The organism is Arthrobacter sp. SLBN-112 (assembly GCF_006715225.1).
Taxonomy (GTDB): Bacteria; Actinomycetota; Actinomycetes; order Actinomycetales; family Micrococcaceae; genus Arthrobacter.
Map to the genome: position 1 here is coordinate 1,210,514 of NZ_VFMU01000001.1, position 24,673 is coordinate 1,235,186.

Sequence of the window (24,673 nt, forward strand, 5' to 3'; positions counted from 1 at the left end):
CCCATGCAAACAATCCGAAGCGTCACCGCACCGGCCGTCTTCCTCCTGGCCCTGGCTTTGGTCGCCCTTTTCGGCTCCACCTCCATGGTCAGCCCGGGCCTCGAACCCCAACCCGTCCAAGCACCCCAACTCGTTCCAGGGAGCACACCTGCCGCCATTGCCCAGCGCGGCGTCCTCAGGGTGGGCGTCAAATTCGACCATCCCGGGCTGTCCATGAAAAACCTTCAGGGCACTCCCGAAGGCTTCGAAGTGGACATGGTCGAATACATCGCCGCGAAGATGGGTCTGCCCAAGGGCTCCATCGCTTGGACCGAGGTCACCTCAGCCAACCGCGAGCAGCTGTTGAACCAGGGCAAGGTCGACATGGTCGTCGCCACCCTCACCATCACGGACAAGCGGAAGCAGATCATCGACTTCGCCGGCCCCTACCTGGACATCACACAAGACCTCATCGTGCCTAAAGGCAACCCCGAGGGCATCAAATCCCCTGTCGACCCAGCCGGCATCCAAGTCTGCTCGACCCTCGGCGGCGCCGTTTCGCAGGCAACCCGAAAAATCTACCCTGACGTCAAACTCATCGAGTTCGACAATTCCGCCAAGTGCATCGATGCCATCAAGACCGGAGCCGTCGACGCGTACGCGACCCAAAGCGCAATCGGCGCAGGCTACGTGTCCAAGGACAAGGAATACCTCGAAATGCTCGGCAACCCCTACGCGCCGGAGAAATGGGGCATCGGGCTCAAGAAGGGCGACCCCACCATGTGCTCCTTCGTCAACGAACAGCTCACCTCGTTCGAATCCGACGGTTCCTACGCCGAAGCCTGGAACAAGTCCATCGGCCAATACTCCAAAGAGCCAGCCGCCCTTCCCGAGCTGGTGACCTGCCAGTGAACACCCTCCCGTCCACCCTCACCCGACCCCACATTCTAAGGAGCCTCACGTGGACGTCGTGCTAAACAACATGGACCTCCTCCTTCAGGGGTTCACGGTCACCCTGCAGCTCATTGGCCTCTCGACCATCTTCGCCTTCGCAGGCGGGTGCATCCTTGCCATGATGCGCATCTCCCCGGTGCCCCTGCTCCAGAAGATCGCCACCGCCTACACCGAAACCTTCCGCAACGTGCCCACAGCGGTGATCCTCTTCTTCACCCTGTTCGCCCTGCCCCAGGTCGGCTTGAAGCTGTCCTTCTTCGGAGCAGCGGTCGTGGGCCTGTCGATCTATTACGCGGCGTTCTTCGCCGAATCCATTCGCTCCGGCATCAACTCCATCCCGGCCGGACAATTCGAAGCTGCCCGGGCCGTGGGCATGCCCTTCGATATGACAGTCAGGCTCGTCGTGCTGCCGCAATCCCTGCGTGCCGTTGTACCACCGCTGATCAACAACTTCATCGCCCTGGCGAAGAGCTCCGCCATCGCCAGCGCCTTCGGCGTGGCCGAACTCCTGACCTCGGCAGACCAGCTGATCCCCGCAAACCCCGACGCAGTCATGGTCATCCTCGCCGCCGTCGCCCTCTTCTACCTCGCGATAACTGTTCCCGCAGGACTCGCCTCCCACTACCTCGAACGAAAGGTGGCGATGACCAAATGAGCGCCCCAGCCATGTACGACGTCATGGGCCCACGCGCCGAACGCCGCGTCCGCCGCTTCACAGCCACCGGAGCAGTCATAGCCGCAGGCTTGGCCGCCCTTGCCCTCTGGCAACTCGGCTCCAACGGCCTGTTGCGCTGGGAGGTATGGTCAATCCTGGGCAACCGCGACTTCGCCCGGCTCATGTTCGACGGCGCCTGGGCCACTCTCCAAGTCGCTTTGATCGCCATCGTCCTCTCCTTCGCCGGTGGCCTGGGGCTGGCCCTCTGCGCCCTGTCCGAATCCAAGACCCTGTACTACGCCGCCAAGGTGTGGATCGAGATCTTCCGCGGCATCCCCCTGCTGGTGCTCGTCTTCTTCCTTTACCTCGGGCTCCCCGCCATCGGCATCGTCCTGAACCCTTTCTGGTCCCTGATCCTGGCCATCGCGCTCTACAACAGCGCAGTCATGTGCGAAATCCTCCGCTCCGGAGTCAACGCCCTGCCACGTGGTCAATCCGAAGCCGCCTACGCCCTGGGATTCCGCAAATACCAGGTCCTGGCCAAAGTCGTCCTCCCTCAGGCCATCAAAATCATGCTCCCCGCACTCGTGAGCCAAATGGTCATTGTCCTCAAGGAAAGCTCCCTGGGCTTCGTCATCGGCTACGGCGAACTGCTTCGCAACGGACGCATCACAGTGGACTACTCCGGCACCATCCACGCCATCCCCGTCTACCTCACCATCGCGCTGCTGTACTTGTCCATCAACATCCTGCTCTCCAAAATCGCCCGCGAAATCCAGCGGCGCAACTCCCGAGAAGCAATCGCCTGACCCAGGCAAACCCCCAAGACGACCCACCCCAAAGCCCCGGCACAACAGAAGACAAAACGCCCCTATGGAAAATGCAAAATCCAACACCCAGTCCGCGCTAAAGCCCAGACCTACCCACTACGGATACCGGCGCACCGCAGTCGCCGACTGGCGCCACCTCATTCCCGGCGACAAACTCATCCTGGAACCAGCGAAAACCAACGAAGACAGGATCTCCGGAACCGTGGATGCCGTTTCCGAGAACGGCGCATTCCTCTGGGTCGTTCAAGACGACTGCGGCGAACGGCGACTCTTCTGCCGCACCGACGGGTACAAAACCTTGATGAATGCCCGCATAAAAAGTTCCTGCTAGCGCCTACGAGGGCGCACTCATCCAGGACTAAGTTAGCCCTTCTGCGCCTAATTCAAAGAGCCGATAACCGGCCTTCTGTCAATCTCGCGATTACGGACCTAGCAGTCGGTTGGGCGTTGCCGACTCGCAGAGGCAGTCGACATTAAGCGATTGAGCCAGTTCAGGTTTAAACACCGTGATGTTGTTCCCGCACAGCCTCGTGGCCGTGCGGGAACAACAGTAGTTCGTGTCCTTATCCGACCTGGATCATGAACCCGAGGGGTGGCTGCTCCGGGTGCTGTGGTTGGGCCAGTTGCCGGTGTGTGCACGCATGGGATCTGGCCAGTTGCCGGTTGCACGTCCCGCGGGATCCGGCCAGTTGCCGACGTGGGAGCGGCGGGACTGGTCTGAGGCAACGGAAAGCGGGGTGTGGTTGGACATAGCATTTCTCCTGAACTGAACGTTGAGTCCGTAGGCCGAATGCGGCGTACGGCTGGTCTTATCTGGCTGTGTGAAGGCAGAGCTGACCTGTTCAGTCGGGGGAAGACCCCGGATCGGCGGCGGGACCGGAAGGGGGTGTTACCGCTGCGCCGGCGGCGAGGGCACCGGCAGCGGGGGAGAGCCCCTTCCAGGAGGCGGCGATATCGGCCGTGGGTGAGGCGGAGCTGTTTGAGCCGGAGGAGCCCGCCTCGCCGTGCGTTACAGCATTATTCAGCCACTCGGTGAGGGGGTGTTCGTGCGGCAGCCCTCGGACCGGCGCCTGGATAGCGCTGGCCAGAGGGCGGGTTGAGGCAGTGATCTTCAGCCGGGCGAGTGTCTTGAACGGCGAATCAATGTTTTGCACTGCATGCACCTTCCCGGACGGATGGTCAGGGCCGGGCTGCCCGACGTCCGCAACAGGTGATGGCAGCGCAGTGGACACCGCCGCCGGCGGTGTCTCGCGAACGGTAGCGACAGGAATGTCCGGGTCAGTCAGTTCTGGGGGATTGACCGCCGGAAGGGGCAGCCGCGGTAGCGGCTGGGTCATGGAAGCAACGGCGTCGTCCACGAGAGCGGACACTAAAGGGGCCACCGTCCTGTTCACGGTGGCGGTCACCGATGTGGCTGTCTGAGAAACGGCGGAGACTGCCGGTGCCGCAATCCGGGTCACCGGCAAGACCACCGGCTCGGTCGCCGCGGTCACTGTGGAAACAGCGGGCGCGGTCGAGCCGACGACGGCATCTGCCGCAGTTGCAACGTGCTGCACGGTGGAACTGGCGGGGTCCTGCCCGGCAGGCAGAAGCTGAGCAGCCGGGGATGACGGAGCATTGACGAGGCTAGGGCCGAGCGCGCTTTCAGAGATGGCGGCCTTGGAAGGGTCCGTTGACGCCTGCGCGCTGCCAGCACCCCACACGAGCCAGGCCAGTGCAATCAGGGCGGGGACCAGAAGGGCGCGCACAGACATCATGCGGGAATAGTGAAGCAAGCTGCCCATTCCATTCACCCCCCCGAGCAATGAGAGATCAGAATATGCCCGGGGGAGGAAAACATCCAGAGAATATTTGGAGGCTGACTGGGCATTTCTGCATTCCGGGTCAAGGGAAAACGCCCGACCGTTGCATCACGGACTCAGCAGGCGAGCCATTCACTCCAGCTTCGCGTGGCACAGGTAGGGGTAATCCGTTTCCCTGCTGATTCCGTAGTTACGTGCAAGCAAGACTTTGGGACACCGCCGCCGGCGCGTTACCGGCTGACCTGCCTTGTGGTGGCGGCGGCGCCAAGTTTGTCCGGGTTCCGGACAAGGTAAAGGCCGGTCACGTGGTCGTTGCTGGACTCCACCATGACGGCGAGGTCAACCTTGTCTCCGCTGTAAATCAGGATGGCCGGCATCCCGTTCAGTGACGACATCTCGACCCGCATGTCGGGAATGGGTTTGCCTGCGATACCAAGCAGGAAGCGGGCGACGTGATCCGCACCGATAACGGGTCTGCGGGCAGCCGAGGCCTTGCCGCCACCGTCCGAGAGGAGGACGGCCCCGGGCGCGAGTACGTCCATGAGCGTCTGGAGGTCGCCGCCAAGAGTGGCTGCGATAAACCGCTCTGTGACGGCTTTTTGCCTTTGAGCGTCCACTTCGAAGCGCGGTTGCCTCGCTTCTACGTGTTCCTTGGCCCGGTGCGCCAGTTGGCGCACCGCCGGCAGGGTCTTGCCGGTCGCCTCCGCAATTTCGGAGTACGGGAAATCAAACACCTCGCGGAGGACGAAGACAGCCCTTTCCTCCGGGGAGAGGCTCTCAAGGACAACGAGCATGGCGAATGACAAAGAGTCAGCCAGAACGGCGTCTTCGGCCACATCAGGGAGGGTCACTACCGGCTCTGGCAGCCAAGGGCCGATGTAGTCTTCCCGCCGCCGCTGGCTCGTCCGAAGGGAGTTCAAGGCCTGGCGCGTTACCGTCTTAGCCAGATAGGCCCGCTGATTTCCAATGCGGTCGCTGTCCACCGCCGACCACCTCAAGTAGCTCTCCTGAAGGACGTCCTCCGCGTCCGTGACAGTTCCAGTGATCTCGTAGGCAATAGTGAACAGCAGGGAGCGGTGTTCATCGAATGCGCTTGCAGAGCCCATCCCGCTACCGGGCTTCCAGTGGCACGGCAACGTCGACCGGCAGGGGGCCCTTTGGCCACGCGAACGAACCACTCCTGCGCATCTCGCCCCTGATCCACGACAACGTCAACCTGCAGATCTGCTCTTTTGCCAGCCCCGCAAGACGACCCCCAACGGCAAACCGCCGTGGCCGGTCATCAGCGGTGACGGCCTGGATCACGCCGTACCTGCGCCCCAGACTGATGCACCTGATCATGTACCCCACCGACAGGGTGGCCGGTGACCGGTTCTCAAGACGTGCCATGATGCTGTCTGCAGCGTGGTCGCCCAGCGGCAGGGCCGACGCGCAGCTCATCCGCAGATGGCGGCCCACTGAGTCCGGAACGCGGACAGCATCGCCTGCCCCGAAAATTTCCGGATACTCCAGGCAAGACAGCGAGCCGCTGACGAGGAGCCTGCCCTGCGCATCCGTCCGGAGCCCGCTGTCCCGTGCCAGGCACGGCACCGTGAATCCTGCGGCCCAGACCGTGCAATCCGACAAGAGGGCCTCCCCGCCAGAGGTTGTAAGCGTCCGATCATCGCAGCGTTGCACCTCAGCATTCTCCACGACGTGGACGCCTAACGCTGCCAGCCGGCCTCGCACCGCTTGCGCACCCGAACGTGACAGATCGCCGGCAATAATCCCGCGGGACATGAGACGGACCCGCAATTGGGGATGTTGCTGGGCTATTTCTGTCGCCAGCTCGATCCCGGTCAGGCCAGCGCCGACGATGCTGACGACGGCGCCCTGGTCCAAGCGCGATAACCGGGTCCGGAGCCGGGCCGCTGACTCCGGGTCGCCAAATCCGTATGCGTTGTCCGGGACTCCCGGGGATGCCGTGCCGCTGCCCACGGCGTAGAGCAGCGCGTCGTAGCCCACCGGTGTGCGGCCGCTTGCGAAATGTACCCGGCGGTTGTCCGGATCGATCCGCGAGGCACTGTCCTCCACGATATTCACCCGCCCGCTCAGGAGCGACCTCATCGGCACCGCCGCCGTTGCCCTGCTCCCTGCTGCCACCTCGTGGAGCCGGATCCGCTCAACAAAGTCGGCCAGGGGATTGATCAGGGTGATACTCAGGTCCTACCCATTCCCGGCAAGCCTGTTCGCTGCCATGACGCCGGCATACCCGGCTCCGATGATGACCACGCGCCGCTCTGACATGTTCAACTCCGATCGATAGATCAACTGGTGAACATAGGACACCGTCGAACCTTGAAATGTGACAGACGGGGCCCCCGTCAGCCCCCGGAGGAGTTCCTGAGGGTTTTCCCCGCCCTGCCTGCTGATCGGCCGGTCATTCAAACCGCTCCTACTGTTTCGTCATCCTGTACCGCTCGATCTGCCGTAGCCGCCGCAGGAGGCTGTCGCGCCGCGGGTGCGGGACGGCGTCGGGCTCTTCCGCGGTGAGGTCGATGTGCTTGGTGCCGTACTGCCAGAGCAGGAGGTCGTCCAGGAGCCGGTCCGGGCCGGGGGAGTAGCGGTGATCGAGGGCCTTGCGGACTTCCGTGATGCGGTTGGCGCTGAGCAGGCCGGCCAGCTGCATGGTCTGGTTCATCCCGTGCGCGGCGAGGAGTTCGGCGGCCCAGCCCCAGTCATCGTCCACCTTGCGGTCCACGTGCGGGAGGAGCGTGCGCCATACGTCCCGGATCCGGTTGGGCGTGAGCGGTGCGGCCCCTTCGCCGTCCACATCCCAGAAGCTCCGGACTTCCTCATACCGTTCGTGCAGGTCCGCGAAGGCCGTCTCCACGGTTTCCAGCATGGCCGCGGTGGCCGTGAACTGGCGGTCGAAGTGGGGGGTCCAGGCCCGCGGGTCCTCGGCCTTGAACCGGATGTCATGCTCGATCTCGCTCCAGGCATGGGCAAAGATAGTGCGGATCTGGCACTCGAAAAAGTAGCTGCCGTTGGGCTGCAGGTCCGGGTTGAAGACCTGCTGGTACTCCTTGACGGCCTCGTTCTGGATGGTGCGCAGGATCAGGTGCCGGCTTGAATATCCATACGTGCCGGATTCGATGGACCCGATGTCCTTCTCGCGGTCGCCGCGGCAGTCAAACAGCTGCCGCTGGCGCTTGATGATGTTGGCCACCGCGGCGTTCTCGGCCGGCAGCTTGGTGATCACCCGGATGCCCACCATGTCATTAAGGGTGCGGAACGGGTCAGGGAACTTCAGCAGCCGGCGGCCGCCGGGCTCCAGCGGCTCCTCGGTCCGGGAGATCTTTTCCTTGAACGATTCCACGGTCTTGGTGCGGCCGGTGACAAAGAGCGGCGTGACCTCGCTGTCCTTGAGCATGTCCCGCAGAACCAGCAGAACGTCCCGGGTAACCAGCTTCAGGGCAGGCCGGACGCGCTCATAGATCTCCACGTTGTGCTGCACCGACTCACGCAGCGGCTCGTCCAGGTTTTCCCAGTTACTCGGCATGGTCCCAGCTTACGGCGGAGGTCCGACAGCCAGCCGTTTTGTTGCCCCTACGTTGAGGCGGCCGATGTGGACCCGCGCACCACCAGGGAGCTCTCCAGGATGAGTTCCTCCTGCTCCAGCGGCTGCCCCTCCATCAGGTGCCGGAGCTGCTCGCCGGCCTTGAGGCCCAGGAGCGCTGCGGGCAGGTGCACGCTGGTCAGGCCCGGGCTGCTGGTGGCGGAGTAGGGCAGGTCATCGAAGCCGGCTACGGCCAGCTCCGCCGGAATCCGGACCCCTTCCACGCGGGCCTCCTGCAGCACACCGTACGCATGGGTGTCAGTGGCGCAGACGACGGCGGTCACCCCCTCGCGCTGCCAGTCCGGCCAGGCGGCGGCAAAGGCCGCCGCCGCTTCGCCGACGTCGATGGTGGTGGCCGGGATATGCTCCGGGTCCACTGTCATGCCCCTGGCCGCAGCTTCCGCCAGGAACGCCTCGCGCCGGATGGCGAAGGTTTCCGTTCCGGTGACGCTGTCCAGGTAGGCCACGCGCCGGTGGCCCCCGTCGGCGAGGTGTGCGGCCAACGCCCGGGCGCCCTGCGCGACGTCAAGGTTCACGGCCGGGGCGGCCGATTCGAGGCCGGGGGCGTCCAGCAAAACCAGGGGGCCCGCAATGGAGAGATCGGCCAGGAAGCCGGCGTTGGGTGCGTCAACCAGAAGCCCCGCCGGGCGCAGGGACATCAGCTTCCGCACGTCGTCGGCCTTGGGGAACTCGCCCGAATCCGTGACGGAGAGCAGCAGCTGGTAGCTGGGGCCCAAGGCCTCCCGCACCCCGCCGATCACCTTGGCGAAGAACGGGTTGGAGATGTCCGGCGCCACCAGGATCACAATGGAGCTGACGCCCTTGGCCAGCGAGCTGCCGATGCCGTCCACCACGTACCCCAGCTCGGCGATGGCCTCCCGCACCCGGGAAATGTTGTCCTCGGAGACCCGGCCCGCCGTCTTGCCGTTGGCCACGAGTGACACCGTGGCCACGGAGACGCCGGCCCGTGCCGCAACCATTGCCGCTGTCACCCGCCGAGGCCGCGCCCGCTGCTGCACCTGTTCCCCGGAATCCATACTTCGATCCTAGCCGCCGCGGGGAACGCACCAGCAGCCGCAGGACATCAAGCGCTTGACGTGCGACAACGTAAGCGGAACGTTAAGCGCTTGACGCAAGCCACAAAAGCCTGCCATGATCACTCCCGGAATACTGAAACCCTGCCCGGCAGGCCCCAATGACGTGGAGAACCATCGTGGAACCAAATCCCCGGTCCGCAGACATCAAGACAGAGCCCAGGAAGATCATCCTGGACTGCGACCCCGGCCACGATGATGCCGTGGCCCTGCTGCTGGCGCACGGCAACCCGGACATCGAACTGCTGGCCGTCACCACGGTGGTGGGCAACCAAACGCTTGAAAAAGTCACCCGCAACGCCCTGGCCGTCGGTACCATTGCCGGCATCACCGGCGTCCCCTTCGCCGCCGGCTGCCCCCGGCCCCTGGTCCGAAGCATCGAAACCGCGCCGGACATCCACGGCGAGTCCGGCATGGACGGCCCCGCCCTCCCCGAGTCCACCATCGAACTGGACCCGCGGCACGCCGTCGACCTCATCATCGACACCGTCATGGCGCACGAACCCGGCACCGTCACCCTGGTCCCCACCGCCGGCCTGACCAACATCGCCCTGGCCGCCCGCAAGGAACCGCGCATTGTGGACCGCGTCAAGGAAGTGGTCCTCATGGGCGGCGGCTACCACGTGGGCAACTGGAGCGCCGTGGCGGAGTTCAACATCATCATCGACCCCGAGGCCGCGCACATCGTCTTCAACGAAAAGTGGCCCGTGGTCATGGTGGGCCTGGACCTCACCCACCAGGCGCTCGCCACCCCGGACGTCGTGGAAAAGATCGCGGCCATCGGCACCCAGCCTGCCAAGTTCGTCACCGAGCTGATGGACTTCTTCGCCCACACCTACAAGGATGCGCAGGGCTTCGACTACCCGCCCGTCCACGACCCCTGTGCCGTGGCGTACGTGATCGACCCCAGCATCGTCAGCACCCGCAAAGTGCCCGTCAACATCGAACTGCAGGGCACCCTCACCCTTGGCATGACGGTGGCGGACTTCCGCGCCCCCGCCCCGGCCGACTGCAACACCAGCGTGGCCGTGGACCTGGACCACAAGCGGTTCTGGGACCTGGTCACCGACGCGCTGGAACGCATCGGCGAGCCGGGCGAGAAAACCAAAGCGGACGACGGCGACCCGCGCCAAGGTGCGGACTGCGCCGAAGGCAACGCGGCCGACGTCGTACGCCCGGAAAGTGCCCGCCTCACCGCCGGAGGGGTCAAGTAGATGACTACCGCAACCATGGCCGAAGCCAAGACCGGCCGCGGCAACGTTGCCGCCCTCATGACCGCCCTGCTGGCAGCCTGCGTGGCCTTCCAGTTGAACGCCTCGATGCTCAGCCCCGCCCTGGTGACCATGGGCGAGGAGCTCAACACCGACCAGGCCGTCATCGGCCTCTCCCAGACCTGGTTCTTCACCGCCGCCGCGCTGTTCTCCCTCTTCCTGCCCCGCCTCAGCGACATCATCGGCCGCAAGAAGGTCCTGGTGGGCATGATGCTGCTCATGGCCGTCGGCTCCGTGATCGCAGCCCTCGCCCCGGACGTCACCTGGCTCTTCGTGGGCCGCATCATCCAGGGCGTCAGCGGACCCACCGTGCCGCTCTGCCTGATCATGCTCAGCTCGGCCGTCAGCAACCCGCGCAAGTACGGAACGCTGATGGGCCTGATCACCGCGGTCAACGGCGGCGTGGCCGGCGTGGACTCCTTCGTGGGCGGCTACTTCGCGGAGCACTTCGGCTTCCGCAGCATCTTCTGGCTGATGGTTGTGCTGGCCATCGCCGCCACCGCCCTTATCCTGTTCCTCGCCTCCGAAAGCAAGCCCGCCGCCGGCACCCGGATGGACTGGCTGGGCGTGTTCTTCATCGTGGTGGCCGTCGGCGCCCTGCTGACCGCGCTCAACGAGGCCGCCAAGCTGGTGGGCGGCTTCTCCGCCGCAACGCTGATGCTGAGCCTGGCGCTGGTCCTGGTGGCCGCCGTCGCGTTCTTTGCCTTCTGGCGGACCGAACAGCGCGCCGCGCAGCCCATGGTGGAAACGGTGCACCTGCGCCAGCGCTCCACCTGGGCGCCGCTGCTGACCACCACGCTGACCATGACCGGCATCTTCGCCGTCATCAACGGGATCGTCCCCGCCTACGTCCAGGCCGCAAACCCCGGCTTCGGCGTGGGTCCCACCGAGATGTCGCTGATCATCCTCACCCCGTACGCGCTGCTGGGCTGGCTGGTGGGCCCGCTCTCCGGCAGGCTGGCGCCGGTGCTCGGCTACACCAAGGTGCTGCGGATCGGCCTCCTGGGCAGCATCGCGGCGCTTGCGCTGGTTGCGTTCCTGGGCCTGAACAGCCTGCCGCTGATGATCGCCGGCACGGTCTTGCTGGGCATCATGTACGCCGGTACGGTCAACATCATGCTCAACGGACTCGGCGTTGTCCTCTCGCCCGCCGGCAACCCCGGCTTCCTGCCCGGCATGAACGCAGGCGCGTTCAACCTGGGCGCGGGCCTCAGCTTCCTGATCCTGCCCGCGGTACTGGTGGCGACGCAGGCACTTGGCGATGCCAAGGCGTCCTACCTGACGGTCGTGGTCGTCGGCCTGGCCCTGACGGTGGCCGCGTTCGCCGCCTCGCTCCTGATCCCCAAGCCTGTTGAGGCCGAGGTGGCCCCGGCTGAGGTGGCCCCGTGAGTGCCGCGGCTGGGAACACCGGCCGGATCGTCGTCGTCGGCTCCCTCAACGCCGACCTCACCATCTACTGCGAACGCCTCCCGCAGCCCGGCGAAACCGTCCAGGGCAACGGGTTCGCCGTAAACCCCGGCGGCAAGAGCGCCAACCAGGCCGTGGCTGCCGGCCGGCTGGGCGGGCGCGTCAGCCTGGTGGGTGCCGTGGGGAAGGACGCCAACGGTGCCATGCTCGAGGCCTCGGTGGCCGGCGCCGGCGTGGATGTTGGGCATGTGCGGACCTCGGATGAGCCCACCGGCGTGGCCGTCATCGCCGTGGACGCCAGCGGCGAGAACAACATCATCATCTCGGCCGGGGCCAACGGCACCTTGTCCCCGGCCGACGTCGCGGACGCCGCGGACGTCCTGGACGGGGCCGCCGTGGTGAGCCTCTGCCTCGAGGTGGGCATGGACACGGTGCTGGCCGCCGCCCAGGCAGGGCACGACGCCGGCGCAACAGTTTTGCTGAATCTCTCGCCCTACGCGGAGATCCCGTCGGCGCTGGCCGGGCTGGCCGACGTCCTGTTGGTCAACGCCCACGAGGCCGCGCTGTTCCTTGGAGTTGCCATACCCGATGCCCGTGCGGCTGCCGGCGAGTGGGACGCGGTGCGTGAGCGTTTTGCTGCCCGCGGGATCGTGCAGGTGCTGGTGACGCTGGGATCGCAGGGGTCCATGGTGCTGGACTCGCTGGCTCCGGCTGGCTCCCGCGTGACTCTTGTCCGGGCCACCCAGGTGCACGCTGTGGACACCACCGGCGCCGGCGACGCGTTCACGGGGGCGGTGGCCGTGCGGCTGGCCGCCGGCGATGGGCTCACCGATGCCGCCGCCTTCGCCTCCGTTGCCGCGGCCCTGGCCACCACCCGCAAAGGGACGCAGGCAGCGTACCCGGACACAGCCGACGTCGAACGCCGCCTCCGGGCCTCCTGACCCCCAATAACCGGCCCCAACTCAAAAAATCCCATCCATTGCTCCGTACTTGTCGTTTTCAGGCGCGGAAACGACAAGTACGGAGCAATGGATGGGACCTACAGGGCGTCGAGCGTGACACCGGTGTGCGCGGCGAGCCGGGCCAGGAGGGCGTCCTGGAACTGGGGGTCCTTCACGGCCGAATGCGGGGTTTTCCGGCGCTGGTGGTACCAGTAGCCGCCGCTGGCCAATGCGGCCGGATCATCGCTGGTGGCCAGCCATTCCTGGGTCCGGTGCCCCAATTCGAGGCTGTCCGGTGCCGAGCGGCCACCCATCCGCGTGGGCACCCAGCCAGGGTCCACGGCGTTGCTGGCGACGCTCGGCACCAGCCGGGCCACCGCTGCCGACAGCGCAGTCACCTGCAGCTTGGTGGTGGAGTAGGAGGCCGTCGTCGTCCGTCCTGCCCAGTCCAGGCCCTCCAGCCCGGTATCGCCCCCGCGGTGCATGCCGCTGCTGAGGTAGATGAGCCGGCGCGGTCCGGGGATGAGGGCGGTCAGCAGGTATGGCGCCACCACATTCACCGGCAGCAGCGCCGGGCCGTCCAGCACTCCCGCGTTGTGGATGACCGCATCAATGCCGCCGATCCCGCTGGCCTCATCAGCGACCTGCCGGACTTCCTCTTCAATGCTGAGATCACCCGTGACCAGCTGGGCGCCGCGGTCCAGGAGGTGCTGGACTGCGGGGACCCGCCGGGAGGAACGGGCGTGCACGATCACCTCGTGGCCGTCCCGCAGCAGTGACGCCGCCGCTGCCCGGCCCAGCCCGTCGGTGGATCCGGTGATGAAGACGCGTGCCATGCGGGGCCTCCCTGGTTCTCGGGTGTTGTACCAGTATCCCTACTCGATGTGGACGGGCACCCCCGGCGCGGCAGCCTTCCCGCGGAAGAACCAGGCCAGCAGAATGGTGGCGAGCACCGTTATCGCGGTCGATACCATTGCCAGTGAGGGTGCCAGCGGCACCACGCCGAAGACGACAATGGCCGACGCCACCAAGGCGATCACGGTTGTGCGCGGCTGCTTCATGGACACGATGGCCTGCACCAGCACCGCACCGAGGACCGCAGGCAGCACGTACAGCCGGGTCACCAGGAGGACCGACGGCGGAATTGCGCTGATCAGCCAGCTCCCCAGGAGTCCCACGAAGACAGCCAGGGAGACCAGGTGCACCGCGGCCGCACCGCAGATGGCGACGACGGCGGCCAGCTCGGCTCGCTTGCTGCCCGGCTTCGCGCCGATGTTGGTCTGGGCGATCAGGGCAGCGGGCAGGAGTTTGTTGGAAATGTTGCCGATCATGAACGCCTGGTACATGGCGGCAGGTCCAAGGACGGGGTAGTAGGTGAGGGGTTCGACGATCCAGATGATCCCGAACGTAGCGGCGACGGCGGCGAACGCGATCCAGAGTTGCGCGGGCGCGATGTCCAGGCCGCTGGCGAAGACAAGGTACAGGGGGCCTGCTACTGAGATGAGGAGGCCGGCGACCATGGTGATCTGGCCCCAGCGGGACGTGGTGCGTGAGAAATCCGCCATGGCGGTGCTGGCGGCCGGAGCGGCTGCGGTGGTGGAGGTCATGGTGTTCCTTTCGGGGAGGTGGGCCTAGGCGCCAACAGCGGGGCCGACGGCAATGAAGGCTGCGCCGAGGGCGCTTACGATGGCGAAGCCAAGCCCCCATTCGCGCAGCCAGCTTTTCCGGAGCTTCCGGGCCAGCAGCAGGCACAGGCCCATGACCGCGCCAGAGACCAGGAAGGACAGCACATGGATGCCTGACTTGGGCAGTTCGCTCAGGCCCAGGCACGCGAACGCCCCGATCAATGCAGCGGCTGGCACGATGGCCATGGCCAGGGGGTTGATGGAACGGATTTTTGCGTCGCCCCTGCGCAGGACCGGCGTAAGGATGAGGGTGGCCAGCATCCACATGGCCCCGCCGATGCTCATCGCGAAGAAAGCAACCGCAAAGACGCTCTGGGTGTAGGTGGCGTCCCCGAGCTTCGCTCCCATCGAGCCCGCAGCAATGCCCGCCGCGGACACGTCGTAAGCGGCCGAACCGATCAGGCCGATCCGGGACAGTACCGCCGGGGCACCGAACAGGCCGAGCAGGGCAACGGCCACCAGGGACACGGCCAGAGACGGCCCGATGGCCGAAACCGCGCCCGACCTGAAGGATGTCCTGATGTCCGCGGGGCTCATCTCCACCGCCGGCGCGGCCCGGCGGGCCGCTTTCAGGAAGATCGCCGACTGGATGATGATTACGGCGAAGACGCCCGCCACGCAGATCCAGAGAACGGGATTGTTGGCCACGGCGAGGATGTCCGCAGGGCCGGAGCCAGCGGCCGTTTGAAGTGCCAGGGGTAGATGCATGGAGACCTCCGGGTGAGTGCTTTGGGCAGTGCAGTCCGACGGCCTTGTGCGGCCTGCATCACCGAGGGCAAGTTTGTCCCGCAGAACGAATCGGCCAGCGGGTAAACAACAGGCTCTACTAGGAGGCGGATCACAGGCAATGACTGACGGAATCGGCCAACCTGATGACCGAAACCGTCAGAATGCCATCGCCGGGCAGGCTGCACTTCCTTGCTCCACTTGTGACGAGGCACACTTTCTGGCAAAGGATACATTCAGCAAAGGAGCACCATGCCCGGCACCATTGGCGACCTTTCCGCCGTCGAGCTCACCGCAGCCATCCGCAACAAGACAATTTCTGCCCGCGAAGCCCTGGAAGACCATCTGGCACGCATCGCCGCGGTCAACCCGGTCATCAACGCGGTGGTCACGCTCGACGCCGAAGGAGCACAGGCGATCGCTCTGCGCGCGGACCAGCTCACGGCGTCGGGCGAGGAACTGCCGACATTGCACGGGCTGCCCATGACGCACAAGGACACCAACAACACGGCCGGGATGCGGACCACACAGGGCTCACTGGCCCTGCGGGACTTCGTTCCCGGGGCCGACGACCTCATCGTGGCCCGTTTGAGGGCGGCAGGCGTGGTCACCACGGGAAAATCCAATGTTCCCGAGTTCGGCGCCGGTTCCCACACATTCAACGAACTCTTCGGCACCACCACCAACCCCTATGCCCCCAGCTTGAGTGCCGGCGGCAGCAGTGGAGGAGTGGCCGCCGCCATCGCGGCCCGGATCCAAAGCATCGGTGACGGCAGCGATATGGGAGGTTCGCTGCGCATCCCTGCGTCGTTCTGCAATGTGGTGGGGTTCCGGCCGTCGACGGCGGTCATCCCCATGCCGTCGGCCACCAACGCGTACGCCTGGCTGGGCAGGACCGGACCCATGGCCCGGACTGTGGAAGACATTGCGTTGTTCATGTCCGTTACCGCCGGCAAGGATCCGAGGGTTCCCTATCCGCAGGTCCTTGGTCCTGAGACCTTCCGGGCCGGCCTCGAAACGGACATGACAGGGGTCCGCATCGGTTGGTCCAGCGATTTTGGCATCGGTGTGCCGGTGGAAAAGGAGATTGTTGAGCACCTGGAGCGGCAGCTCGCCGTGTTCGAAGGCTTGGGCGCGGTTGTCGAGGAGGCGACACCGGACTTCAGCGAAGCAGACCTGGTCTTCGGCAACACGCGAGCCCTGGACTTCGCCGCGGGTCTGGGGCCGGTGGTGGAGCGCTCAGGCCACGTAATCAAACCCGAGGTGCGCTGGAATGTGGCGAAGGGACAGGCGCTCACAGCCCGGGACCTGATCGAGACCACTGCCGCCCGGACGCGCCTGGAACTCAGCGTGCAGGACTTCTTTAGCCGGTTCGATCTCTTCGCCAGCCCCTGCGCCCAGGTGCTGCCGTTCGATGCCTCGCTGCGGTACCCGGCCGAGGTGGCGGGCGTGGCAAGCGAAACCTACCTGGACTGGATGCGTTCGGCCTGCCTGCTGTCCGCTACTGGGTTGCCTGTGCTGAGTGTCCCCGCCGGCTTCAGCTCGGCTGGTTTGCCCATCGGCCTACAACTGGCCGGGAACCACTACACGGACATGCAGTTGCTGCGCTGGGGCCGGGCCTTCGAGGAGCGCAGCGAATATGCTTCCGTCGCGCCTGTCCTGGCGGGTGCGGGGCTCAACGTGGCGTCCGCATGACGCGGCCACCGCGTTTGCACGCATCCAGCAGCACGGAGACATCAACCATGGAGGCGTGCTGCGCCCAGTCGGATGCGGTGATGAAGCGGTAGAGCGAGGGCATATCGCTGACCGTAACGTCGGCGACAATTTGATAGTCGCCCGCTATTGCCGCGGCGTAGCGGATCATTGGAAGCTCAGCCAGGCTCTTGCCCAACTGTTCCACGTGCTGCGGGGAGGCGCGGATCCAGAGCAATGCCTCCACGTCCAGTCCGAAGGCACTGGGCGCGACGACCGTCCGCAGCTGGATCTGGTTATTGGCCAGCAGCCATTCACTGCGGCGCCTGGCGGTGGCCTCGGAAACCCCAACCCTGCGCCCCAAGGCCTCATAACTCATCCGTCCGTCCGCGCAGAGTGCTTCCACCAGTTCCACATCCTGCCGGCTCAGTTCGTTGCGGACTTCAAGGGTTCCAGAGTCAGGGGTCAGGCTGGAGCGCAACGCCTCGACGCTTGCCGGGCTGAGAATTTCCGGGCGCCAGCCGCGGATTGTCCGAAAGTAGCGGAGAACCGGGTAGCTGGTGGAGTCCCGGAGGCCAATGGTTGACGGGAGTTCGTCCGACAGGACGTTAGCCATACGTCCTGTTTCCATAAGGAGCTCGGCCACGCAGTCGCCGGATCCGGTGGTGGTGTAGACGAACGTGGTGTCGCTCCGCTGCGCAAGGGCCTGGGCCGCGGCGCGGGTTGTCCCCGGCATGCAGCGCATTTCGATCAGCACGGCCGCTGGCTGTGGCCTGATCCCCACCACGGCAACGGCACCGGATTCCAGCAACTGGGATCCGCGCCGTGCCACGGTCCGTTCGGCCTCACCCAGTACCGCCGCCACCTTGCGCCAGGGGCACCTCGGGTCCAGCTGAAGGGCGGCAACAATCTGCCGCTCCAATGCGTCAAACACCACGCCAACTCCGTCCGTTCCGTCCGCTCAATTTCATCACGGCCGGTTCGGTGGTTTGTGAATACTACTGACGCCGGCTGAGGGGAATCAGCTGCGCTTCCTGCCAAGGATCAGCGCAAGCAGTCCTCCGAAGGCCAGGAGTAAAACTCCCACCACCAGCAGGCCGCTGTTGGCGCCTGCGGTGACGGCCGAGGGCTGGGCTGCAGGGAGTTCCGTGCCCAAGCCGGCAAGCTCGGGAGTGGCCACGGCGGCCTTCGTTACAGGCAGCAGGGTATCCGCCAGGGGAGTGGCCCCGAGGCTAGTGGAGGTGTTGAACGGGGCTACCGCGTGAGTGCCGGACAGCAGGCGGTGGGTCCCGGAGGTTGTGTCCGCCGCGTTGGCGGCAACGCCACCAGAGCCCAGCAGGCTGAGGGCGATCAGGGCGCCGAGCAGGCAGCCACGGATATTACGGTGCATCATGAAGTTCTCCTGAAAGATGGAAGGGGCCTACTGCAGGGCCCGGAATGGGCTTGTTTCCGCGGAGTAAAGCGGAAGGGCCTCAACTAGTCAGGAGATGAACCGGGGTCGAAGGACACCGGTGCGGGGACAGCTAACAACCTGGCCTGGGCGGCAGCCCAGCCGGCCGGAGGGATCTGGAAATGATAGGCGCCGAGCCACCCCGGCATGGCTGAGCCGTGGCCGCCGGACGGGCTGCTTCCGCCGGCAGTGACCGCTGGGCCGGCCGGTTCTTGCGGTGCATCGACCGGTGCTTTGCCAGGTCCTGCCGCGGGCAACACCGCAGGTGCGGATGCCGGCATCATCTGGGCATCGCAGGCCGCGCCGTTACGGTGCAGGGTGTCGAAGCTGGTCGCAGGGGCGGAAACGGGCACAGCGCCCTCAGGCTCCGCTGCCGTTTCGGCCGGGTGGGCCGCCGTCTCCCCACTCACCTGAGGCGCCTCGGTAACCGCGGGTGGAATGCCGTCGGGTGCACCTTCCGGCGCCGCCACTGGCAGCGGCACGGTGCTGATTGCCGGTTCAAGGACGGGGTCAAGGGGTTCAAGGGCTGCGCCGGCCAGGGGAACAAGAGTCCCCACCGCCCCGACGAGGCCGTCCACGGTGCCCGTGGCGGGATCCACCACGGCCGCCACCGTGCCGTCCGGCACCATCCGGTCGACCGCCGGAACGGTCTCCACAACCTGACCAACCAGGCCGGTGGCTTCCTCCACTGTCGCGTGGAGGGGTGGCGTTGTGACGGGCGGTGGGGTGGAGGAAGCGGGCGCTGATGCAAGGTTGCCGTCCAGCACTGCTTCTACTGGTTCCACGACGTCCTTGGCCGGATGGGTGACGGTGGTGGGCGCCGGGATCAAGGTAGCCGGGCCAGCGCCGTGGAGCGGGTAACTGGAAGCGGAAGAGTCAGCGGATGCGCCGGCGGCCGACAAAACGATCCACGATGCGGCTGCCGCCAGGGCAAGCAGCAGGGGGCGGAGAAACGCCCAGGCATCCAGTCTTGACTTCACGAAGTACGCCTCCCCCAGGCTCACCGGCAAACAATGCTGCCCACCATAAGCACAGGTCAGGGGCAGAGTCCAACCACTGACCGGCGCAACCCATAGGAAGCTCTCAAGGAGTTTGGGCAGGTCAGGCGGCGTCGGTGGGGGCGGCGCGGTGGTCGATATCGGCCGTCAGTTCGTCGATGCGGTCCATGGCGCCGTTGAGCTTCTCGACGGCGGCCCACAGCTCCGGATGCTGCTCCCGGACCTGGTCCAGGGTGGCGCCGGCGGACCGCAGGGACCCGAGGTCAAAGCTGACGTTGGTGCGCGCCCCGGCCACGGCGGCCCGAAGGGCACCAAACGCGACGACGACATCAGCCACCAGCGACCGGTTGCCGTTGGTTGCCAGCCAGGCGAGGTCGTCAATGGCGGCAATGGCCCGCTCGCCGAGCACGGCAGAGGAGGCGGCGGCGTTCACGGAGGCGCGGCGGATCGCTTCGTCCCGCTCCGGTCCCGGCTCCAGCCGGAAGGCGGCCCCGAACGCCTGGGAAGCGGACGCGTCGTCATCCGCCAGGCGCAGGGCTTCCTCCCGCAGTGCCCGTGCCCGCGTCCGTATCCCTGCCGGCTCCCCGCCGTCGTCCCCGCTGTAGCCGGCCACCATGGACGTGAGCGAGGCGGCGACGGCGAGCATCAGCCCTGTTCCGGCCCCGCCGCCTGGGGAGCCCGTAGATTCTGCCAGCGCGCGGGTCCACTCTTCCACCGTTGACCCCTGGGTGGTCACAACAGGTTCATCCATGCCAGGAACCGTGCCCAGAAACGCGCCCGGCTAAACGGGGGGAGGACGACGGCGCTCGGCACCGCAGGATTACAGCCCGGTTTTGGCGGGTCGAGCCCCGGAAATATGCGGTACTCCCGGCGATTCGGGCAGCTAAAGTGGGCCACTGTGACACAACGCCACCGCTACGACTACGGCCAAGACCCCAGCCAGTGGGGTGAGCTTTTCCTCCCCGACGTTCCGGTCGGCGCCAGGCACCAGGGCGTGGTGGTGGTGATCCACGGCGGGTACTGGCGCTCCACCTACGGGGCCGAACTGGGTGAGCCGCTGGCGCAGGACCTGGCGGAGCACGGTATGGCGGCCTGGAACCTCGAGTACCGGCGCGCGGGCAACGGCGGGGGCTGGCCGGCCACTTTCGAGGACATCCTGGCCGGTATCGACAAGCTGGCCGACCTGGGGGAACAGCATGCGCTGGACCTAGGCAAAGTGGTTGCGCTGGGGCATTCCGCCGGCGGCCATTTGGCGGTGTGGGCGGCAGGCAGACACAAGCTGGAGGGGCTTGTGCCGGGGGAAGGCGGCCAGGTGAACAACAGTAACGACGGCGTCCGCCTCACCGGAGTGGTGAGCCAGTCGGGGGTCCTCAACCTGGGCGAGGCCGAGCGGCTCAACCTTAGCGATGGTGCGGTGGCAAACCTGCTGGGCGGGCCGTCGTCGGAATTTCCCGGGCGCCATCGCATGGCCGACCCTATGACCGCGCTGCCGCTGGACATTCCTGTTTATGCCGTGCACGGCATAAACGACGACGACGTCCCCCTCAGCATGTCCACGACCTTTGTTGACGCCAGCGAGGCCGGACCCGTGCCGGCACAGCTGGTCATGGTGCCGGGGGACCACTTCGCCCTGATCGACGTTACGGCGGAGGCATATCTCACGTGCCGGGAGCTCGTGGGGCGGCTGCTCCGCTGACACGAACTGCTGGCGGCGCCCTGTTTCTGGCAGAGTATGACCATGCTCACAGTTATCGGCGAAGGCCTTGTTGACGTTGTCCAGCGCGCCTCAGGAATCGAGGCCCACGTGGGCGGCAGCCCGCTCAACGTTGCGGTGGGCCTGGCCCGGCTGGACCATCCGGTTCAGTTCATCGGCCGCTACGGCCGGGACGCCTACGGCGATTCGGTGGCGGCCCACCTGCGCGCCAGTTCGGTGATGCTGCCGCTGCCTCCGGACGGGTTGCCCACCAGCGTGGCCACGGCGTTGATTGACGACGACGGCGCCGCCACCTACACATTCGACCTCACCTGGGAGCTGCCGGGCATCGCAGACCGGCTCGGCTTCATGCTGCAGGGCACCACGCTGCTGCACACCGGCTCCATCGCCACGATGCTGGCGCCTGGTGCCACCGAGGTGCTGGCCGCCGTCGAATACGCCCACCCCTCCGCGACCATCAGCTTCGATCCCAACTGCCGGCCCAGCATCATCGCGGATGTGGACTTTGCCCGGCGGCAGGCGGAAAAGTTCGTGGCGCTCGCCGACGTGGTCAAGGCCTCCGATGAGGACCTGGCCTGGCTGTACCCCGGGCAGGACGTGCTTGATTCGGCCCGCAAGTGGCTGGAGTTGGGCGGCGAGGAAGGCCCGGCGATGGTGGTGGTCACCCGCGGCGCGGACGGACCTTGGGGTGTATGCCGGGCCGGCGAGGCATCCGTGCCCGCGCCAAAGGTGGACGTGGCGGACACTGTGGGGGCCGGGGACTCCTTCATGGCGGCGCTGTTGTCCGGCCTGGTGGACAGGGAGCTGGACGGCGCGCAGAACCGGCAGGAGCTGCGGGAACTGCCGGCGGAGGGGCTGGCTGAACTCCTGGAGCACGCAGCCCGTGCGGCGGCCGTCACCGTCTCCCGTCCCGGTGCCAACCCGCCCACGCGGGCCGAGCTTCACGGGGCTGAAGATAACTCCCTGGAATGAATCGATTGCTCCGTAAATGTCGTCATGAGGGCTCAAAAGGACATCTACGGAGCATTCGATGGTGGTGGGCGGGCCTGGTCCTCGCCGAGGTCCTCTTGGTGTTCGAAAGGCGGCTTCAGTTCTCCAGGTGCGGCTGGTTCGTCCCGGCGCTAAAGCTGTGGCACGCAGGGGCCGGTCCCCAGCAGGGCGAGCCCGGCGCGGTCACCTGCCGCGAAGTCTGTAACGCCCATGTTTTCGGCGTACATGAGTTGCGTCGGATCCTTGACATGGTCGAGGCCCAGGACGTGTCCCAGCTCGTGCATGATGATCGCGCGCACGTCTGCCGCACCGTGCGGCCGGCTGCCAACGATATCGGCAAGATCAGGTGCGTCAAGGCGCACCTGGCCCGCGGCGAGGACCAGCGGCAGCAGTGGCTGCCCTGCGGCCTGTGCATAGCCGCTTCCGCCGAGTCCGGCAACGTCTCCCGCAAGAGCGGGAGTTTCCGCAGGCGTCGACCAGGCGATCAACACCGGCGCCCACCGTTTCCCATAGCGGTCAGGCTGGAATGCCTGCCGATCATCGGTTGGAGCCTCTGCAGTGGTTCCGTCATATACAAACTGCAGCCCGGATGCCTGGGAAGCTGCTGCTACTGCTTCCCGGATCAGGGTGTCTCCCCCTGCCAGCGCGTTGTCCGGCCGGACAACGTAATGGACTGGGCGGCATGGATCATAGGCGACCAGCTGCTGGCCTGCTTTGGGTGACTCCTGCAGTACAAAGGCGGTGGAGCCTGTGCCTGCCGGCGGGGTGCCCAGGGGTGCGGGAGCCTCCTCATACCCCGGCGGTGGGACTTTCGCTCCGGGGAGATAGGGAGCCGCAAGGGGAAGAACCACGCGGTCGAAGAGCGTCGGTGTGAAGTACAGGCACACAACGACGGCGATCCCGACTGTGGTTCTGAACCGTACCGACCGCCCGGTCGGACGCGGCTTCCTGTACCACCGGTGTGTCTTCTTCCGTTGCGTTGGTGTGGGCTCAGCACTCCGCCACGGTGCAGCCGTCCCGGCCTTTCCGAACGCCTCATCGATGGCCCACTGGGGGATCCGTCCGCTGGGGGAACGCCGGACAGCCGGGGGTGCGAATTCACCCGAATTTTCTGGCCGCGCATTGCTGCTCTTCCCCAAACCGGTCACCGGCATCCCCCTAAGCCCTGCCGCCCGCCGCTGGGCAACCTCATTAGCGTAGCCGCGGGCTGCCCAGCCTTGGCACTGCAAAAGCGCAGGATTTCCGCAGGAATCGATTGCTCCGTAAATGCCGTTCTGAGGGTTCAAAAGGACATTTACGGAGCAATCGATGGGGGCGCCTACTCCTTGCCGAGTCCCGCCGCCGAGGTCTTCTCGCTCGAAGCGCTGTTGAGCGCCCGCAGGTCAAAGATGCCGTTGATGTCCGCCTGCTTTGTGGTGCCGGCAGTCACGCCATCGGCCAGGAGCTTTTGGTAGGTTCCGGCCAGCGGGTCCACCGTGAAGACAATGTTCTTGAGGGACCGGTCAATGACGTCGGCCTTCAGTTCGGCGCCGGCCGCTTCTTTGAGTGCGGCATTGATGGCTGTGGCCTTTTCACCGGCGGGGGCGGCGTTCAGCCACTCAACCGACTTCACGTGGCCCTTCAGCAGGGCTGTGACCGTGTCCGGGTGGTCCGCGGCAAACTTCTGATTCACGATCAGGATGGTGGTGGGAAACTCTCCCGGCTTGCCGGACAGCGAGCCGTCCCACAGGTCCTTTTCATCCACCAGCACCTTCGCTCCGGCCGTCAGCACCAACCGTGAGGCCCACGGCTCAGGCAACCACGCGCCGTCGAGCTTTCCGTCCTGGAACAACTTGAGGGTCTGCGCGTTTTCCGTGGGGTTGATGGCCACGTCGCCGCTGCCGTCCACGTTGGTCTTGTAGCCCTGGGATGCCAGCCAGGCGCGGAGGGCCACGTCCTGGGTGCCGCCGAGCTGCGGGGAGGCAAGGGTCTTGCCCTTGAGGTCGGCCGCGGATTTGATCTCCGGCTTGACCACCAGCTGGGCGCCGCCGGCCGCAGCTCCGGCGATGATGTTGATCGACTCGCCACCACTCTTGACGAACGAGTTGATGGCCGGGTTCGGGCCGATGTAGGTGGCATCGATGGCGCCCGCGTTCAGTGCTTCGATGGCCGCGGGGCCGGCGTTGAACACCTGGGTGCTGAGCTTGGTGCTGCCGAGTTCACCGGCGATGAAACCCTTGCTGACCCCTACCAGGGCCGGGGCGTGGGTGACGTTGCCGAAGTAGCCAAGCTTCAGCTCGGCGGCGGGGTTGCCAGCCGGGGCCACGTCGGCTGCCGGTGCGGGCGCACCGCTGTTGATGGCGGAGGCGACGGCGGCACCACCGCCGATGAGGGCCAGGGCGGCTGCGGCGACGCCGATCTTCAGGCCGAGCGGCCGTTTAGGTTTGGCGGAGCCGCCGGCGACGATGCGGGTGGAGGCCGGCTGGTTTTGCGGACTCGTCTCGTGTGGGTTTGCCATGGCGAAATTCCTTTGCTGGGGCGGATGCTGAGACGAGATTACGGAGGGCCCAGCAGCCCCACAATCATTCGTGTCGCACTGGTTCATGGGGCGACTCGAAGGCTCAACGCGGCGTAGCGGGGCGTCAAAAATCGTCGCGGACCGTCTTTTTCATCGGCAGCTGTCGGCCTTGATTTGCCCCACGTACTTGTGGGTACGTGCAGGTCATGGGGACTTTAGGAAACTGAACAAGGAGACATCATGTTGCTTTGGATCGCTATTGTCATCGCCGTTCTCTGGCTTCTCGGGCTGCTGACGAACATCGGGGGTGGGCTTATTCACATCCTTTTGATCGTTGCCGTGGTGGTCCTCATCTTCCACTTCATCCAGGGCAGGTCCCGGGTCTAGAGA

Annotated in this window: 26 protein-coding genes; 11 read left to right on the forward strand and 15 right to left on the reverse strand. The window is 66.0% G+C overall.

Features of this window, described 5'->3' with window-relative positions; genetic code table 11:
• The first annotated feature begins 3 nt into the window (after positions 1-3).
• The 4 genes from FBY33_RS05665 to FBY33_RS05680 all read left to right on the forward strand — a co-directional run bounded on the left by FBY33_RS05665 (position 4) and on the right by FBY33_RS05680 (position 2,749).
• Positions 4-891, forward strand: coding sequence for a glutamate ABC transporter substrate-binding protein (locus tag FBY33_RS05665; protein ID WP_142029678.1), 888 nt, complete (start codon positions 4-6; stop codon positions 889-891).
• 49 nt (positions 892-940) lie between these two features.
• On the forward strand, positions 941-1,588 hold the full coding sequence (locus FBY33_RS05670) for an amino acid ABC transporter permease (protein WP_142029679.1): 648 nt from the start codon (positions 941-943) through the stop codon (positions 1,586-1,588).
• Positions 1,585-2,397 carry an amino acid ABC transporter permease gene (locus FBY33_RS05675; RefSeq protein WP_200831327.1) on the forward strand — a complete coding sequence of 271 codons (813 nt, stop codon included), beginning with the start codon at positions 1,585-1,587 and terminating at the stop codon, positions 2,395-2,397. The genes FBY33_RS05670 and FBY33_RS05675 overlap by 4 nt, the downstream gene beginning before the upstream one ends.
• Positions 2,398-2,461: 64 nt before the next feature.
• Entirely contained in the window at positions 2,462-2,749 is a 288-nt protein-coding gene (locus FBY33_RS05680) for a hypothetical protein (RefSeq protein ID WP_142029680.1), read from the forward strand.
• A 246-nt stretch (positions 2,750-2,995) separates the two neighbouring features.
• On the opposite strand, the gene FBY33_RS20325 is transcribed toward FBY33_RS05680, so the two are convergent.
• From FBY33_RS20325 to FBY33_RS05710, 6 genes are all read right to left on the reverse strand, one after another.
• Positions 2,996-3,169, reverse strand: coding sequence for a hypothetical protein (locus FBY33_RS20325; RefSeq protein WP_160141941.1), 174 nt, complete (start codon positions 3,167-3,169; stop codon positions 2,996-2,998).
• Positions 3,170-3,260: 91 nt separating this feature from the next.
• Entirely contained in the window at positions 3,261-4,175 is a 915-nt protein-coding gene (locus FBY33_RS05685; protein WP_142029681.1) for a hypothetical protein, read from the reverse strand.
• Positions 4,176-4,450: 275 nt separating this feature from the next.
• Entirely contained in the window at positions 4,451-5,326 is an 876-nt protein-coding gene (locus tag FBY33_RS05695; RefSeq protein ID WP_142029682.1) for an RNA polymerase sigma-70 factor, read from the reverse strand.
• A 4-nt stretch (positions 5,327-5,330) separates the two neighbouring features.
• The gene (locus tag FBY33_RS05700) at positions 5,331-6,326 is read right to left on the reverse strand and encodes an NAD(P)/FAD-dependent oxidoreductase (RefSeq protein ID WP_142029683.1); all 996 of its coding nucleotides are present in this window, start codon (positions 6,324-6,326) and stop codon (positions 5,331-5,333) included.
• A 328-nt stretch (positions 6,327-6,654) separates the two neighbouring features.
• A complete protein-coding gene (locus FBY33_RS05705) occupies positions 6,655-7,761 on the reverse strand; it encodes a GTP pyrophosphokinase (RefSeq protein WP_142029684.1) in 1,107 nt (368 codons plus the stop codon).
• Positions 7,762-7,808: 47 nt separating this feature from the next.
• Complete coding sequence (locus FBY33_RS05710) at positions 7,809-8,798, reverse strand: LacI family DNA-binding transcriptional regulator (protein ID WP_442858344.1); 990 nt, start codon at positions 8,796-8,798, stop codon at positions 7,809-7,811.
• 215 nt (positions 8,799-9,013) lie between these two features.
• Here FBY33_RS05710 and uriH point away from each other — a divergent pair, with 215 nt between their 5' ends.
• From uriH to FBY33_RS05725, 3 genes are read left to right on the forward strand one after another with little or no spacing between them, the layout of a single operon-like run.
• Positions 9,014-10,126: a uridine-preferring nucleoside hydrolase UriH gene (uriH, locus tag FBY33_RS05715; protein ID WP_142029686.1), complete on the forward strand. Its 1,113-nt coding sequence runs from the start codon at positions 9,014-9,016 to the stop codon at positions 10,124-10,126.
• Entirely contained in the window at positions 10,127-11,572 is a 1,446-nt protein-coding gene (uriT, locus tag FBY33_RS05720; protein WP_142029687.1) for a uridine transporter UriT, read from the forward strand.
• Entirely contained in the window at positions 11,569-12,531 is a 963-nt protein-coding gene (locus FBY33_RS05725; protein ID WP_142029688.1) for a ribokinase, read from the forward strand. The genes uriT and FBY33_RS05725 overlap by 4 nt, the downstream gene beginning before the upstream one ends.
• Before the next feature lie 98 nt (positions 12,532-12,629).
• Here FBY33_RS05725 and FBY33_RS05730 read toward each other — a convergent pair whose 3' ends face one another.
• From FBY33_RS05730 to FBY33_RS05740, 3 genes are read right to left on the reverse strand one after another with little or no spacing between them, the layout of a single operon-like run.
• A complete protein-coding gene (locus tag FBY33_RS05730) occupies positions 12,630-13,367 on the reverse strand; it encodes an SDR family NAD(P)-dependent oxidoreductase (protein WP_142029689.1) in 738 nt (245 codons plus the stop codon).
• A gap of 39 nt (positions 13,368-13,406) precedes the next feature.
• Positions 13,407-14,138, reverse strand: a complete 732-nt coding sequence (locus FBY33_RS05735) for a hypothetical protein (protein WP_142029690.1) — start codon at positions 14,136-14,138, stop codon at positions 13,407-13,409.
• A 24-nt stretch (positions 14,139-14,162) separates the two neighbouring features.
• Positions 14,163-14,924, reverse strand: a complete 762-nt coding sequence (locus tag FBY33_RS05740) for a DUF5058 family protein (RefSeq protein ID WP_142029691.1) — start codon at positions 14,922-14,924, stop codon at positions 14,163-14,165.
• Between the two features lie 270 nt (positions 14,925-15,194).
• Here FBY33_RS05740 and FBY33_RS05745 point away from each other — a divergent pair, with 270 nt between their 5' ends.
• The gene (locus FBY33_RS05745; protein ID WP_142029692.1) at positions 15,195-16,637 is read left to right on the forward strand and encodes an amidase family protein; all 1,443 of its coding nucleotides are present in this window, start codon (positions 15,195-15,197) and stop codon (positions 16,635-16,637) included.
• Here FBY33_RS05745 and FBY33_RS05750 read toward each other — a convergent pair.
• The 4 genes from FBY33_RS05750 to FBY33_RS05765 form a co-directional block, all read right to left on the reverse strand.
• Complete coding sequence (locus tag FBY33_RS05750; protein ID WP_142029693.1) at positions 16,618-17,571, reverse strand: Lrp/AsnC family transcriptional regulator; 954 nt, start codon at positions 17,569-17,571, stop codon at positions 16,618-16,620. The genes FBY33_RS05745 and FBY33_RS05750 overlap by 20 nt on opposite strands.
• 84 nt (positions 17,572-17,655) lie before the next feature.
• Positions 17,656-18,027: a hypothetical protein gene (locus FBY33_RS05755; protein ID WP_142029694.1), complete on the reverse strand. Its 372-nt coding sequence runs from the start codon at positions 18,025-18,027 to the stop codon at positions 17,656-17,658.
• Positions 18,028-18,110: 83 nt separating this feature from the next.
• Positions 18,111-19,064, reverse strand: a complete 954-nt coding sequence (locus FBY33_RS05760; RefSeq protein WP_142029695.1) for a hypothetical protein — start codon at positions 19,062-19,064, stop codon at positions 18,111-18,113.
• A gap of 121 nt (positions 19,065-19,185) precedes the next feature.
• On the reverse strand, positions 19,186-19,833 hold the full coding sequence (locus FBY33_RS05765; protein WP_142029696.1) for a cyclodeaminase/cyclohydrolase family protein: 648 nt from the start codon (positions 19,831-19,833) through the stop codon (positions 19,186-19,188).
• A gap of 147 nt (positions 19,834-19,980) precedes the next feature.
• Here FBY33_RS05765 and FBY33_RS05770 point away from each other — a divergent pair, with 147 nt between their 5' ends.
• Positions 19,981-20,778 carry an alpha/beta hydrolase gene (locus FBY33_RS05770; RefSeq protein ID WP_235010460.1) on the forward strand — a complete coding sequence of 266 codons (798 nt, stop codon included), beginning with the start codon at positions 19,981-19,983 and terminating at the stop codon, positions 20,776-20,778.
• A 42-nt stretch (positions 20,779-20,820) separates the two neighbouring features.
• The gene (locus tag FBY33_RS05775) at positions 20,821-21,768 is read left to right on the forward strand and encodes a carbohydrate kinase family protein (protein WP_235010461.1); all 948 of its coding nucleotides are present in this window, start codon (positions 20,821-20,823) and stop codon (positions 21,766-21,768) included.
• Between the two features lie 149 nt (positions 21,769-21,917).
• Here FBY33_RS05775 and FBY33_RS05780 read toward each other — a convergent pair whose 3' ends face one another.
• Positions 21,918-22,673, reverse strand: a complete 756-nt coding sequence (locus FBY33_RS05780; RefSeq protein WP_235010462.1) for a matrixin family metalloprotease — start codon at positions 22,671-22,673, stop codon at positions 21,918-21,920.
• A gap of 431 nt (positions 22,674-23,104) precedes the next feature.
• The gene (locus FBY33_RS05785) at positions 23,105-24,283 is read right to left on the reverse strand and encodes an ABC transporter substrate-binding protein (protein ID WP_142029700.1); all 1,179 of its coding nucleotides are present in this window, start codon (positions 24,281-24,283) and stop codon (positions 23,105-23,107) included.
• A 240-nt stretch (positions 24,284-24,523) separates the two neighbouring features.
• Between FBY33_RS05785 and FBY33_RS05790 the strand changes: the two genes are divergently transcribed.
• Entirely contained in the window at positions 24,524-24,670 is a 147-nt protein-coding gene (locus FBY33_RS05790; protein ID WP_142029701.1) for a lmo0937 family membrane protein, read from the forward strand.
• Positions 24,671-24,673 lie beyond the last annotated feature (3 nt).